Origin of the sequence: Bacillus sp. FSL K6-4563, assembly GCF_038630405.1 — a bacterium.
GTDB classification, from domain to species: Bacteria; Bacillota; Bacilli; order Bacillales; family Bacillaceae; genus Bacillus; species Bacillus pumilus.
The window spans coordinates 1626876-1642262 of record NZ_CP152030.1 but is presented as its reverse complement, the minus strand read 5'-3'; the positions used below and the strand labels follow the sequence as shown (position 1 = coordinate 1642262).

At 39.6% G+C, this 15387-nt stretch carries 10 protein-coding genes; all 10 read right to left on the bottom strand.

What is annotated here, in order from left to right; all coding sequences use genetic code 11:
- Nucleotides 1-244 precede the first annotated feature (244 nt).
- Nucleotides 245-964 (bottom strand): pentapeptide repeat-containing protein, encoded by a 720-nt coding sequence (locus MHH54_RS08155; protein WP_342500846.1) that lies wholly within the window; start codon nucleotides 962-964, stop codon nucleotides 245-247.
- 145 nt (nucleotides 965-1109) lie between these two features.
- Nucleotides 1110-1856 (bottom strand): ABC transporter permease, encoded by a 747-nt coding sequence (locus MHH54_RS08150; RefSeq protein ID WP_003212220.1) that lies wholly within the window; start codon nucleotides 1854-1856, stop codon nucleotides 1110-1112.
- 262 nt (nucleotides 1857-2118) lie between these two features.
- On the bottom strand, nucleotides 2119-3012 hold the full coding sequence (locus tag MHH54_RS08145; RefSeq protein ID WP_003211121.1) for an ABC transporter ATP-binding protein: 894 nt from the start codon (nucleotides 3010-3012) through the stop codon (nucleotides 2119-2121).
- Between the two features lie 21 nt (nucleotides 3013-3033).
- Nucleotides 3034-3327 carry a transcriptional regulator gene (locus MHH54_RS08140; protein WP_034619900.1) on the bottom strand — a complete coding sequence of 98 codons (294 nt, stop codon included), beginning with the start codon at nucleotides 3325-3327 and terminating at the stop codon, nucleotides 3034-3036.
- Nucleotides 3320-3913 (bottom strand): hypothetical protein, encoded by a 594-nt coding sequence (locus MHH54_RS08135; protein WP_003211448.1) that lies wholly within the window; start codon nucleotides 3911-3913, stop codon nucleotides 3320-3322. The genes MHH54_RS08140 and MHH54_RS08135 overlap by 8 nt, the downstream gene beginning before the upstream one ends.
- Before the next feature lie 236 nt (nucleotides 3914-4149).
- Nucleotides 4150-5280, bottom strand: a complete 1131-nt coding sequence (locus MHH54_RS08130) for a cellulase family glycosylhydrolase (RefSeq protein WP_342500845.1) — start codon at nucleotides 5278-5280, stop codon at nucleotides 4150-4152.
- A gap of 18 nt (nucleotides 5281-5298) precedes the next feature.
- The gene (locus tag MHH54_RS08125) at nucleotides 5299-6528 is read right to left on the bottom strand and encodes an endo-1,4-beta-xylanase (protein WP_106032953.1); all 1230 of its coding nucleotides are present in this window, start codon (nucleotides 6526-6528) and stop codon (nucleotides 5299-5301) included.
- An 84-nt stretch (nucleotides 6529-6612) separates the two neighbouring features.
- A complete protein-coding gene (locus MHH54_RS08120) occupies nucleotides 6613-8718 on the bottom strand; it encodes a glycoside hydrolase family 48 protein (protein WP_003210908.1) in 2106 nt (701 codons plus the stop codon).
- 30 nt (nucleotides 8719-8748) lie between these two features.
- Complete coding sequence (locus tag MHH54_RS08115; RefSeq protein WP_226805187.1) at nucleotides 8749-10599, bottom strand: glycoside hydrolase family 9 protein; 1851 nt, start codon at nucleotides 10597-10599, stop codon at nucleotides 8749-8751.
- Nucleotides 10600-11020: 421 nt separating this feature from the next.
- Nucleotides 11021-15274, bottom strand: coding sequence for a PolC-type DNA polymerase III (locus MHH54_RS08110; protein WP_229200392.1), 4254 nt, complete (start codon nucleotides 15272-15274; stop codon nucleotides 11021-11023).
- Between the last annotated feature and the right edge of the window lie 113 nt (nucleotides 15275-15387).

The window sequence follows — 15387 nt, the reverse complement described above, 5'->3', positions numbered from 1 at the left end:
TGGAAAAATAGAAATTTTCCACACTCCTTAACGAAAACCTTGCATTTAACTCGCTTTTGTAAAGCTCCCTCTTATAATTAAACTAATTCTTGTACTTCAATTTAAATTCTCAACACAACTATTTCTCTTACATATATTTGAATTTCAACCCAAAGACACGGTGATCATGATACTAATGGGGTAATCTAGAGATAGTGGATAAAACAAAAAAGGCTATTGAGATTTTTCTCAACAGCCTACTACATTAACTATCGATTACTTTCACACCGCTTAAATCAGCCCCTTCTCCTTCTAAGATATAATAGGTCATTTTATCCATTGTCACTCCAATAAAATTTAATTTTTTAAACGTACATGATTTGAAATTAACATTTATTAATTTAGAATTCTCAAAAGAGATGTTTTTAAAATAACAATTTTCAAATGAAACATTTATTAAAGTTGATTCATCAATACGAACATTGGGTAAATGACAGCCATATAAAGATGAATTCGTTATCTCACAATGTTCAAAATGAGATTGAGTCAAATCACTCTTTTCAAAAGTTGATGTGGAAATTTTAGAATTGCTAACATTCATTTTTCTCAGATAACACCCATTAAATTCTGAATGGTTCATCACTTTTTGTACGATCGATAGCCCTTTAAAATCGCACAACTTATACTTAACATTTATAAAAGTCAACCAATCTAAATCAGCATTAACAAATATTTTTTTCACATGCTCTACTCGGTTATGATCATCAATATCTAATGTATTGACATCAATGCTTATTTCACCTGATTTCAGCTTTTCAATAAGCATATCCTGAACTTCTTCATCTTTTGTTCCAGCATTATCCAGTTTTAATTTAACTTTTCCAAGCATCTCTAATAATTCTTTTTTCTTTTCTTCATATGTTTTGTCTTTTTTATATGGCCGAAAACAACTTTCAACATATAATTCTAACTTTTCACTTAACATTGCCCCACTCCTTTTATATAAAAAGACGGCTTACAAGTATTGATTTTTCGGTCAACGTTCTAGAAATAGACTAATTGAAGTTTAGATAAATCATTAAAATTTAAGTTAGTTTATGTGCATAACATTCAGCTGAAATTTTTTTAGCCTAGCCTCTGGCTCTCTTTATATATTTTTTATAACCAACCAACGAAAGAATAAATCCTAACAGTGTATAACCTATAAGGACTACTGTTACTAAGATCAAATTCTCCCCCCCGGGTAGTGTTGATACTGATTGCACTAAGCCTTGATGTGCCCAATACTGTGGGAAGAGCATTCCAATTATTTTTAAATAACTAGGTAATTGATCAAATGGAGTCCATAAACCACAAGCAACCGCTGTCCCTAAAGCAATCATGTTCGTCATCACTAAACCTGTATTCTCAGTTTTAGCAAATGCGGCGATGGCTACTCCCCATGAAGTGACTTGCATTGATAATAGGACAACTACTAAGAAATACGAGCTGTATTGTGTGATTTCAATACCATATAAGTAAACACCCAAAATGGTTAACAACAAAACTTGAAATAAAATGATGACAAAGAACGGAACACACTTTCCAAGAAAAAAATTATGCGGCTGTAAGGGAGTACTTGCCAGCCTTGCCACAATTCCTTTCTCTCGATCTTTTACAAAGCTAATTACAATTGAAATAATAACAAATGTGGAAAAAAACACACTCATTCCTGTAACCGATTGAGAAGCAACTAATGTTTTTTGTGCTTGTGAACTACCTGATGTAAATAATTCTATTAAAAGAATAATTGAAGCAACTGGCAACAAAATGGTCCAGAACAACAAAGATCGATCTTTCACTTGTTTTATGGATTCGATGCGGACTAATGGCCACATAAAAATCACTCCCGTTATATTAATTTAATTCGCTTTCTTATATCACTTTTAAAATAATCACATTTTTTAATTATTTTACCATTTATAGATGTATTTAATTATAATTAGTCAAATAATCTTAACTAACCTACTTATTATTTTAAATTGAAGGTTCACACAAGGTAATTCTGTTCGTTTGATGTATGCCTCTTAACTATGTCAATCACTCTTATAAGTTATATGAATTAAAATACGAGAGTGGTTTTCATTCATAAAGACATTTTTATTGGAATTGATCACGTAAATCTGTTCCTGTTAATTGAAAAAATACATCTTCGAGTCTAGGTCTGTACAAAGATAATTGTTGGGGAACCAATGATTCTTTTTTACTCAGTTTAGCCAAATCTTCTAAAGTTTCTAAGGGTTTTGTTGTTTTAACTAACACACCGCCTTGATAAGTTACAAAATCATACCCGAGACTAGTTAATGTTTTATTAGGAATCATAGAATCAAAAAAGACAGATGTTTCTGCATAACGATTCAAAAGTTCACCTATTTTTCCTTCTTCAACAATTTTTCCTTTATCAATGAAAGCCACATAATCACATAAACTCTCTATTTCCTCCATATAATGACTAACATAGATAATAGTTCTTCCCTCTTCCTTCAATTTGTTGATTATGTCAAAAATATAGCGTCTTGATTGAGGATCTACCCCCACTGTCGGTTCATCTAAAAGAATTAACTCAGGGGCGTGCATGAGAGCGCAGCCAATATTCAAACGGCGTTTCATTCCTCCTGAAAAATGTTCAACTATATCATTTGCTCTTTCCCACAACCCTACATCTTTTAGTGTTTTTTCTACTCTTTCATCTAATTTCTTCCCTTTTAAACCATAAATCTGTCCAAAAAACTCCATATTTACTTTAGCTGTTAATTTTTCCTCCAAGCTGATGTCTTGGGGGATGTAGCCTAGCGCACTTTTAGACTCACCAACATGCTCAACTTTGCCTTCATAAGATTTAATTATATGAGATATAATTTTCATTAAGGTTGATTTACCAGAGCCATTTGGACCTATTAATCCATAACAAACTCCTTCTGGAATCGTTAATGTAATACTTCTTAACGCTTGGGAAGCTCCGTATTTTTTACTGACGTTTTCTATTTTCAACATTCGGCACCCTTTCCTTTCATCTCATTTGTTTTTTAAAATGGCTTCAATAACACTCAAATATTCTTTGTAAGCGTGCTCTCCTAAATCTGTTATACTAACTATTGTTTTTGGTTTTTTATCCACAAAGGTCTTTGTAATTAGCACATAGCCAGCTTCTTCTAATTTTTTCAAATGCGAGCCCAAATTCCCGTCTGTTACAGATAAAGAACCTTTTAAGAAGGTAAAATCACATGTTTCATAAATCATTAATAAACTCATAATCCCTAACCGGACTTTTGGATGGATTAAATCATTTAAACTATTGACATTACTCATTTCCTTGTCCTTTTCTTTTTAAAATCACACCAGTTAATAACAAACTTCCTCCACCAATAAAAGCAAAAATAATGTTCATTAAACTAGGAAATAATAAAAATGTAGTTACACCTAAAACACTTAACCAGAACCCCATAATAAAAATCTCTTTAGCTAGAACAATACCTAAAAGTAAATACATTATGGATACCAATAAAACAATATAAAAGGGTAAATTATCTACTGTATATGGTAATAAACCAACACATATTAAAAAAATAAAGATACCTAAAATGATTCCAAGGCCAAGCCATGTGTATTGCAATTGAGTTCTTAAAAACAAGGGCATTGGTATCATTTTCCTTTGTTTAAAATATGTAGTTAAAGTGATAACCCAGCCCACAATACCTAAAACAAGCCAAAAGACACCTATAGTTATTGGATTAGCAAAAAGTAAAGGTATTGAATACCCCATTATCCAAATAAGGCCCCAAATGATAAAATAAATACTTGTTTGTTTACAATACTCTGTTTTATAGTTTGTAATCGTCTTGATATGAGATAAATTCTCTAATATTTCTGAATTATTCGATTTTTCATTCGGCATAAATAAACTCCTCTTCCACAAAGAACTCTGTACTACAGAGTATAGAATTAAATTTCCATTTAGTCAAGTTATTGGAAATGTTTTTTACAAATTAAGATAAAAAATAAAAATAACCACCTCCTTTTTTATGGGGAACGAAATCTCATAAATACCTTCTGTCACTTGATCCTTTCTGAAAACTTGGTTTAAGCAATATAAACAGCAAATGAAGTTCCTTATTCAGCAAGCATTCGCCATCAGTTCTTTTCGTTCATTCTTTTCGCATGTTCACTGATAAGGGCTGCCTCCCTGCTCCCTTTTATGATGCGGAAACCGTCATAATCGGGATAGAGAGAATCATCGTCTTGAATGCTTGTTAAAATCCAAAATTGACTACCAGCCCCTCCGAGCCGCTCAACCTCTGACAGCCAGCTTTGGTATACGTCAGGACGTGCTGATTGATTTTGATAGCCAAACTCTTCTAACACAACTGGTTTTCCGATTGTCTTCCCGCGGGTGATATGGTCTTCGATCCATTTCACTCCCCAAGCAGCAGACTTGTTCCAATGATCTGGGTACAGATGGTAGGTTCCATAATCGATATTAGAGAGAGCTGTCAAACGGTCCCAATCGACGCCTTCTCCGCCTCTGTAAAACCAATCTTCATGGCCTGGTATGCGAAAAAATCCTTCATCTCCTACTGCAACAAGATGGTGACGATCCAGCGATTTGACCCATGTACTCATTTCATCTGCCCATTTGACTAGTATATTACCCGTTGGATCTGACTGCACACGCGGCTCATTGGCTAGTTCCCAAGTCATAATAGCTGGATCGTCCTTATATTGAACACCTGTGTACGTATTCGTTCTTTCTAAAACATAACGCACATAATTTTTGTAAGCATGTTGAATACGAGGATCTGTATAAAAGGCATCATGTGATCCTGCATTGAACCACTTTACGTATTGATTCATCCCGCCAAAGTCATCCCAATTGTTCACTAGTGGAATGACAAGTTTTATTCCTTCCTGCCCCGCTTTATAAATCGCATAATCTAGTTTTTGAAAACCCGATTCTTCATAGACCCCTGGACTAGATTGTAAAACGGAGTTTTCTTGAGGGGCTCCGTCGTGAAATCCCCAAATACGTAAGACCTTTAAATTCATTGCTTTCATATCATCGAACACTGCATCTACCATCTTTTTAGATTTGTAATGGAAATAGTAATTATTTGTACCAGCAAAGTAAAATGGTTGATTGTTCAGCGTAAATTGTGTGCCAGACGTCTGTACATAAGCGGCGGCTTTAATCGTCAGTGAAAACCATCCGGCCCATATAGCGACCACAATTATGAAGAAGGACACTCTTTGAGTCCACTTTTTCAATTACATTCTCCTCACAATCTATCCTTCTTCAGGTATGATCACATCTAGCCGAAGTGGTGTTTTTTCATTTGAATCAAGTTCAATTGTCTGCTGTTTCAACAGTTTACTTTCTTTACCGATTCGAATCTCATATGTCCCGTGAAATGCTCGACATGTCACATTGCCATTAGCATCTGTTTTTTCAACTCTTTGTGTCGTCCACTCATTTAGAAGCTTTTCGTAACGTCTACCTGCTTCATTTAAAGACCAATCGTAATTCACGATGGCCGCATGCTCACCTCTCCAATGGGCACCTGCCCAAAATCCCCACATTAGCACTCCTTTTACGGCTGGATGACTAAATGCGACACGATATAAAGCCTCTAGGTTATCCGCTCTTCTATTAGCGTCAGGGTGAACAGAGTCGTACTCTGTAACCCATATAGGAAGTCCAAGCTCAGCAAGCACATCGAGCCTCTCTTTTACAACGGCTGGATCGACCCGTTCTTCAAAATGTCCTTGTACACCAATCGCCTCAATAGGTGCGCCTAACTGACGAAGTTCATTGATATGTGCTTTATAAGCATGGTGCTCACCATATGAGATCACATTATAATCATTCACAAACAATCGTGCTTGAGGGTCAATTTTTTTCGTTTCTTCATACATCCATTTCCAAATATTTTTCCCGAATCGGTCTTTAAAAAATGAACCATGCATCATTTCATTGTTTACATCCCAGTGACGGAATCTTCCTTTAAAGTGATTGCCCGCATGCTCAAGCCGGTTTTTCATGGCTTCATACACTTCGTGATTCGGTAGTGACCTCAGCCAGCTTGGATTGGCATCCTCTACCTCCCAAAATAAAGCGTGCCCCCTTACTGGAAGTTGATGTTTATCTGCAAAATTCAGCATCGCATCTGCTTTTTCGTAGGTGATTCTCCCTCTTTCCGGCTCATTTGCATACCATTTTGCCTCATTTTCAAAAACAGCCCAATTAAAATGCTTCACAAAAAAATCGGCATATTGTTGATTAAATAACACTTGGTCATTCATCGCTGAACCAAATGCAAATTCATGCCTAATTTGCTTCAACTCAACCTCTATTCCTGCTATTGGCTTTTTATCGTGATTTGTGACGTTTATTTCAAGATCTCTTTGTCTATGCTCTGAGATTCGATCATTCGCCTCTTTTTTCCACATCAGATTGATCTGCTCATTTTCGCCCTTGTTTATTGATTGATGAAGAAAACTTCTTTCTTTGACCATGTAAAAACACCCTTATCTTCACTGTATTTATATTTCTTAAACAAACTGCCGGCTCAAAGAAACCGGCAGCTTAAATTTCACCTGCTAGTTGATTAGACGATGATATTCTGCGTAGGCAGTGGCCATATCCACTTGTGACCAAAAACGGTGATAGGTGAAAACCGGTGCCCCATTCTCCCATTTGCCTGTTGCTTCATTAAATGAAGACTGATATTTACTCTCGAGTGAAGACCATGCTGGATCTTGTTTAATGTTTGGACGAAGATCAGCAAAACTCGTATAGACCCCATTACCTCCTCGCTGCGGATCAGAAGGAATAGTGCTTGATCCAGGAATCTGATTCCCTTGACCAAAGGTCCCGCTCCAACCATTTGGGAAATACACTTCTTTTTTAAAGAAGCGGTCATAGTCCTCTCTGTCTTCCTCTGTCACAATGCCCACGCCATCATTGTAATTCCACGCCACCTCAAGGAGCTGTGCGGCTGCATCTTTCGCTTTTACGCCAAGCGCTGTATAATCCCCTGTTTCTAGCTTAGTAGCAGCAGCAAAGAATGTTAAAGCCTTGACGAGACTCCCTAGTACGCCCGTATCCTGAGTTGGATCTTTTGTGACAGCTGTTAAGTTTGGATTTCCTGTTGCAGACTGGAACCCATTCCACGTGTCAGGCTGTCCGCTCCAAGCAATATTTCCAGGAAGCCAAAACTCGCCAGGTGCACTCGTTGTAGCAACAGCAGCATTTGTTCCTCCTAGAATTCTTTGTCCTTGGTCATCTAAGAAATACCCCTCTTCATCCGACACAGGACGGCTGCCGATAAAAATGTAATCTAATGCATAGTCGACCCATTTTGTGATACAAGATTTCGCCATTTGGACATTTTCAGAAGTTTTGTCTCCATCTTTCACAAAAATATAATAAAGCTCTGCTACGCGCTCCATCGGCCATGCCTGCATCCCAAACCAGTTATTAGAAGGCGGATCATGGTAAACAGGTGCATCCTCATATGCCATATCATAAAAAGTACTTCTTCCCGCCGGATATGCACTATAGTCTCCATTCCAGCTATTGGTTGCGCCTCCTGCTATCGCTCCCTCTTTTGATTGAAGCCATACATAAAATTCAAGCTGCCTTTTTAATGTTTTTTCCCAATCGCTTGCACCGGTAGCGGAAGATGGCTTTAAACCACCTTTGTCTGAGGACAAAGCATAAGCGGCGACAGGGTTTTGATACCCTTGGTGGCAGTGGCTCGCTCCGATACGCCATGACCAGTTTGCATAGTCGCCAAGTCCTCCGCCCCAAGAGGTATACCACGCCATTAAGTAATGACAGGCACCCTTTCCGTTTCCAGGGTACGGATTCCCTTGCTTGCCACTTCCAATCGTTTGAAAATACTTATCGTACATACCGTAACGGAGAAAATCACCCATTTTTTTCGCTTTATCAAGATAGGTTGAATTATTGTAGCCGAGTTCCTTTGCCCAATACATCGCTTGTATTGCACGCGCATCAGCATCCGTCGCATTGGTATAGCGCCACTGAGCAGCTGGTGCTTGGTTTTCTTTTGTGAACAAGCTCATAAAGCCTTCATTTGGCTTCCCAAAAGATTGATCATCTTGTGATGGATGTGGGATCGCCTCCCATACAGATTCCTGCGGCCCGCGCTGGAACGTGTTTACATATGCGGCTGTATGTGATGGATTGAGTAAGTTCCCATATTTATACCAGTTATCGACATCAAGCAGCCAGTGCATTAAATACGTTTCATTCGTTCCATAGGTTGATTTCAATTCACCATCAATCGGATCTTGACCAGCAGGACGAGCTCCGCTCAGCTGACTAGGATATTGATCTGGATATGGTTTTTCCGCTGCGTATGTGGCTGGGCTAGAAGGATTGTAGGCGCTCATATGCGGCTGCTCATCATTTCCATCTTCATTTACTGGGATGATGTACTTCTCCATATTGTCCCAGGCTGCCTCTAATTTGCTCCAATCCCCTGTGTAATGTCCGTACAACACCTCTAGCCACAGCCAATAGCTATACGCTTCTGACGTTGTCATATGCCCATAATCAGGCGCTTCGCAAATAAGCGTCTCAATTGAATGATACGGAATTCCTTCTGATGAAAAATATCCATTCCCATCACTTTTAATTTGATGATAAAGCGTTAAAAACCGTTCTTTGTTTGACAAATCCTTCACCCTTTCAAAAAATCTTGATTTTTATTTGTCTGGAAGTGTACCAAATACTAAAGCACCATCATCAAAAACAGGAATTCTCGTTGTTTTTTGCATATTGGATGTTAAGCCTTGAAAGGAATAATCATTTGAGGCATCCCATACATTCGACCCATTTGGTGCAGATAATCGAAATTGTATTTCCTTCTTATGCTCTGATTCTCCTCCAGGAAAAATCGCTACGCCCGTAAAATCAATTTCTGCATAATACACGTGAGCTGATGCGTCATATACCTTGAGCGGAGATAAGGAAGCGCCTTCATTGTAGGCGGCTGTCACTTGAATATCTTTTTCAGTGAATCCCTTTGCAAAGACCTCACTCAGATTGACGTAATATCTAAAGGAGAGCGTTTGACTACGTCTAGCCGGCCATCCGGACCGGTTGTATAGAACCGCCTTTACTTGAGTAGATGTTGTATCATTATTCATCACTGCTGCCTCTACAAAAAACTCATCCTCTGGTTGTTCTTGAGGCGGGAAATTTGGCAGCTTTGATTGCCCTTTTCCAAACAGCTGCACCATTTTGGCTATATTTCCTGTAAAAGCGGCATTATAGTCCGTCGCCACCTCGTTTGATACATAATCAGAGATGTCATCGTCATATTGATCCTGTGCATTAGGTCCGCCAACGAGCGCCCCATAAAGAGTGTGACGATGATTCGAAGGATTTGTCAGTTGATTAGACCATGAACCGTGTGCAGTTCGGTGGTGTGGATGCTTCGGCGGGTTCTGGCCAAACCCAACGACATAGCTTCTATTAAGCGGATTATCACCAAGCATATAGTGAGTTTGGTTGATCGCAAACGTTTGGTATCGATTCTTTTTTTCTTCATCTGACACCCAATCAGCGTAAACAAAGGCTAAAAATGCTGCATTTGCTGTATAACGAAGCGAGCCCCATTGATCAAGCCATGCCAAACCGCCAGGCGTATAAGTGATTCTTTCGACTTTTCCATTTTGAACAAAACCTGTGGTCCAGTAATCAAGATTACGCTCAGTCGATTCTATAAATCGATTCTCTTTCGTGATTCTGGCGAGTAAGATTTGCGAAGCAAAAAAAGTATTGTCCCAAGACATGGTAAACGTATAATCCCAATCCTTCGGCCATTCCTCTACAGCTTTTAATGCTTGATTTAAATAGGTTTCTTCATTTGTTGCCAAGTACAGCCAGATTCCCCCCCAAATGAGTTCATCAATATAGCCGCTCCATGAGTTGTAAAACGGCTGAGCGTTTGTGACACAATCTGTATACTCGCCGCGATACCTGTCAGCAAATTCATACAGCTGTTTCGCGTGCGTCAGAAGCTTTGCTGCATAAGGGGCATCTGTCTCTTTAAAAATGATAGAGCCCGCTGCTAAAGCTGCCGCAGTTTGTGCGGCCACTTCTGTTCCTGGACAATTTTCATCAATTTTAAAAGCTGGCCGGCTCATCGGCATCACTTCTGCCGGTCCCCACCAAGCATGATCAGCGTTCCCATCACCTACCTGCGCCCAAAACTCGTTCGGACCTGTATGAGCTTTCAAAAAATAATCTGTTGCCCACCTGATTTGATCGAGGATGTCATCAAGCAGTTCTGCCTCTTCATAGGCTTCTCGGTATTCATATACTGTCCATGCAAGCACAGCTGCTGAGTACGCCATTGGAAGTCCAAATTTCACATGATCACCTGCGTCATACCAGCCGCCAGTTAAGTCATGCCCTACATCCTTCCCGTCCTCTAGTCCAGAATCTCCCCGCCAGTTGAGACGGCTGCTTTTAGGCAGTTTTCCAGACCGCTGCGCTTCATAAAACAACAAGGATTTTTGAAGAACCTCTACATAGTTATACGATGCCATTTCTGTATGACTCACCCCTTCTATTTAGTCAAACATGAATAGACAAGCCACCTCCTTTGATTCAGAACGTGATTTGAACAGCTTTGAAAAGAATCAAATATGTTTCAAAAATAAGCATAGTAAACAGCAATCAGCTTTGCGCTCATCGAAGTTTTTTTCTCTTGATTCTTTCTGTGACTGTACCCAGAATGATCATATGTCGATTGAGAACATTTCAGACGGCGAAATTCTCTTTTTTGCTCTATTTGGGTAGAAAGAATGACATACAATCTCTTCTTTTAAAACATCACGCTAAATCAAGGTATATGAATGAATTAGAAAATGATTCCATTTGGTGGAAATTCTTTATTAGTTAACATAATAATATTATTGTATATATAAAAAAGAAACGCCCCTTTAAGGGCGCTCTTCATTGATCGCATTAAAACAAAGAAAGCTGGTTTTGATCAGGAAGTGCTTCTAAGCAGCCTTGACGATCTAAATATTCTAGAATCGTTTTCGACACTTTTCCGCGTTTTTGTAAATCCTCTTTTGAAAGGAATTCCCCATCTTGACGTGCGCGAACAATATTTAACGCAACGTTCGTTCCGAGTCCAGGGATTGAGTTGAATGGCGGAATTAATCCATCTCCATCAATGATAAACTCTGTTGCACTTGATCGATAGAGATCCACTTTTTTGAAATGGTAGCCTCTTTCACACATTTCAAGGGCAAGCTCTAGTACAGTTAATAGGTTCTTTTCTTTCGGTGAAGCATCTAAACCTTTTGAGTTAATATCGTCCATGACCGCTCGAATCGCATTCGATCCTTTTGTCATTGTTTCAATATCAAAGTCATCTGCACGAACGGTAAAGTAAGCCGCATAGTATAAAAGTGCATGATGCACCTTAAAGTAGGCAATCCGTACAGCCATTAATACATAAGCAGCTGCGTGGGCCTTAGGGAACATGTATTTGATCTTTTTACAAGAATCAATATACCAGTTCGGTACATTATTATTCTTCATTTCTTCTTCCCATTCAGGGGGAAGTCCTTTTCCTTTACGAACAGACTCCATGATTTTAAAGGCAAGTGACGGCTCTAAGCCCTGATAGATGAGATAGACCATAATATCGTCACGGCACCCAATCACTTCACTTAGTTCACACGTTTTATTGTGAATGAGCTCTTGCGCATTCCCGAGCCATACATCCGTCCCGTGTGATAATCCAGAGATCTGAACGAGCTCTGAGAAGGTTGTTGGTTTTGTATCCTCAAGCATTTGCCGAACAAACCTTGTCCCAAACTCTGGAATACCGAGTGTACCTGTTTTACAGCCAATTTGCTCCTCTGTTACACCAAGAGGCTCTGTTCCTTGGAAAATTTTCATCACTTCTGGATCATCTGTTGGAATCGTCTTTGGATCAATTCCGCTTAAATCCTGAAGCATACGAATAACCGTAGGATCATCGTGCCCTAGTATATCAAGTTTGAGCAAGTTGTCATGGATTGAGTGGAAATCAAAATGCGTCGTTTTCCAATCAGAACCTGTCGCATCTGCTGGAAATTGAATAGGTGAGAAATCGTAAATGTCCATATAATCCGGCACTACAATAATACCGCCTGGATGCTGGCCCGTTGTCCGTTTTACCCCTGTACAGCCTTGTACAAGCCGGTCGATTTCTGCGCCCCTCATATGAAGATTATGATCTCCAGCGTAGCCTTTCACGTAACCATATGCTGTTTTTTCTGCAACAGTACCAATCGTACCTGCTCGGTATACATACTCTTCACCGAACAGCTCTTTCGTATAGTTATGGGCAATCGGCTGATATTCACCTGAGAAGTTCAAGTCGATATCAGGGACTTTGTCTCCTTTAAAACCTAAGAACGTTTCAAACGGAATATCATGTCCGTCTTTTTTGTACGGCGTGCCACATTCCGGGCAGTCCTTGTCAGGAAGGTCAAAGCCTGAACCAACAGATCCGTCGTTAAAGAACTCGGAATGCTTACAGCTTGGACATACATAATGCGGCGCAAGCGGGTTCACTTCGGTAATCTCTGTTAAAGTTGCAACAAGAGATGAGCCGACAGATCCCCTTGAACCAACAAGATATCCGTCATCAAGTGATTTCTTTACAAGCTTATGAGAGATTAAGTAAATAACGGCGAATCCATGCCCGATAATACTTTTTAATTCTTTCTCAATACGGTCTTCTACGATTTTCGGCAAATCATCTCCATAGATGCTGCGCGCCATTTGATAGCTCATTTCCCGTACTTCTTCATCTGCACCTTCAATTTTTGGTGTGTATAGGTCATCTTTGATTGGTTTAATGCTTTCGACCATCTCAGAGACTTTTTTCGTATTCGTCACGACGATCTCTTTCGCTTTTTCCTCTCCTAGAAAGGAGAATGCTTCAAGCATTTCATCTGTCGTTCTAAAATGAACTTTTGGCAGTTCATGACGATTCAGCGGATTTGCTCCACCTTGTGATGAAATTAAGATTTTACGATAAATTTTGTCTTCTGGATGCAGATAATGCACATTTCCGGTTGCTACGACTGGTTTATTCAGCTTTTCGCCAAGCTTCACAATGTTTGTGATGATTTCTTTTAACGCACGTTCATCTCGAACAAGCTCCAGCTGCAGCAGATGCTGATACACTTCTGGCGGATGAACTTCTAAATAGTCATAAAATGCTGCAATGTCTTCCACCTCATCAGGTGATTTTTGCATCATTCCTTCAAACACTTCACCCTTATCACAGGCAGACCCAATAATTAAACCTTCTCGATATTTCTCAAGCTGTGAGCGCGGAATGCGCGGCACTCGGTAGAAATAATGAATATGAGAAAGAGAAACAAGCTTGAATAAATTTTTCAGCCCTGTCTCATTTTGTGCGATCAGAATGGCATGGTAAGGACGTGAGCGCTGGTAAGCATTAGACTGACCCATGTTTTCATTCAATTGATCGTGATAGGCAATATCCTTTTCAGCCGCATCTTTTAGCATTTTCAGCATGAGGTAGCCTGTCGCCTCTGCATCGTAAATGGCCCGGTGATGCTGCGTCAGTTCTATATCGAACTTTTTACAAAGTGTGTTCAGCCGGTGATTCTTAAATTCTGGGTAAAGGAATCGGCCAAGTTCCAGTGTATCAATCACAGGGTTTGACGCTTTATCTGTTTTTAACAGGCGTTTGTACGCTGTATTTAAAAAGCCCATATCAAAGCTTGCATTGTGCGCAACAAGGATATCTTGTCCAATCCATTCTTTGAAATCCCGTACGACATCGACGACATCTGGAGCATCTTTGACCATATCATCCGTGATACCTGTTAATTCGATCGTTGTCGCTGATAGTGGGTGATGAGGATTTGCAAATGCCTCAAAACGGTCAATGATTTCTCCGCCCTTTATTTTCACTGCTGCCAGCTCAATAATCGTGTCATACACAGCTGAAAGTCCAGTTGTCTCTACGTCAAATACAACATACGTTGCATCCTCTAACAAACGGTGCTCTGGATTATAGGCAATAGGTACTCCGTCGTCAACCAAGTTGATTTCCACACCATACATCATTTTGATGTCATGCTTTTTACTTGCTGCATACGCATCTGGGAAGGATTGTACAACCGCATGATCCGTCAGAGCAATCGCTTCATGTCCCCATTTTTTTGCTTGTTCCACCAACTTGCCGATGCCAGTAACAGCATCCATTTGACTCATTGGGGAATGCAAATGAAGCTCGACACGCTTTTCACCCTCAGGTGCCGTATCCTCTTTCAGCTGAGGTTTCATTTCATTGACGTCATTGGCAATCATGACAAGGTCTCTAACAAACGTATCGTTTTGAATGCTTCCTCTTGCTTTGACCCACATGCCTTTTTTCAATGATTTCATCAGCTGGGCATCTTCTTTTTCTCTTGCAAACATTTTAATTAAAATACTGTTTGTATAATCTGTAATTTTAAAGATACAAAGCGTTCTGCCGCTTTTCAGCTCACGCGTTTCTGCATCGAATACATAGCCCTGAACGGTGATTCTTCTTTCCTCATCCATAATACTATCAAGCGTACGAATTTCTTCATTGTCTTTAATTTGATAGCCAATCATGAGTGGGCCAGACGGACCTTCTTCCTGCTCCTCACTTTCCTTCTTCTCCATCTCAGTGAGGGCTTGCATCGCTCTTTCTTGATCTTCAGCAAGCTTTTGTTCTCTGAACTTCTGAATCTCTTGATCTGATACAAAAATTTCTGTATCAAATTGCAATTCTGGAAAGCCTACTTGTTTAAAAGCAGCCTGGAGCATTGGACTGTACTTCTTCTTGATGGCCAAAGCCTCTGTTTCGCTTTTCGTTTTGATGATGATTTTATGTCCAGACAGCGATGGTTTTTGCTGCTGAAGCAAGCTGATAATTGGAGGAGAAATTCCTTGAAGCTCTTCCACACAATGTGACCAATACGATTGAACGAGCTCTTCAGAGATGCTCGAATCATTGACTTCAATCGTGCAAGTGACTTGTGCAATATGAGAAAATGCATTTGTCAGCCTGCTGAGAAACATGGCATATACCTTGTAAGGCAAAAGCGCCTTAAATTTAAAAAGGAAATGCCACGTTTTCGCCGCCTTATGCACCGTCAATTTGACGATTTCTCCTTCTTCAAAGTAACGACTGAGGTCATCATCTGTCATTTGAATCTGATTGAGTAATATATGAAATTGCCGCCGTGTGATCGGTAATTGTTCATCCAAGACAGGACCCTCCTTTTGTCAATCAGAAAGGTACCTCTTTTCTACAGGAGGTA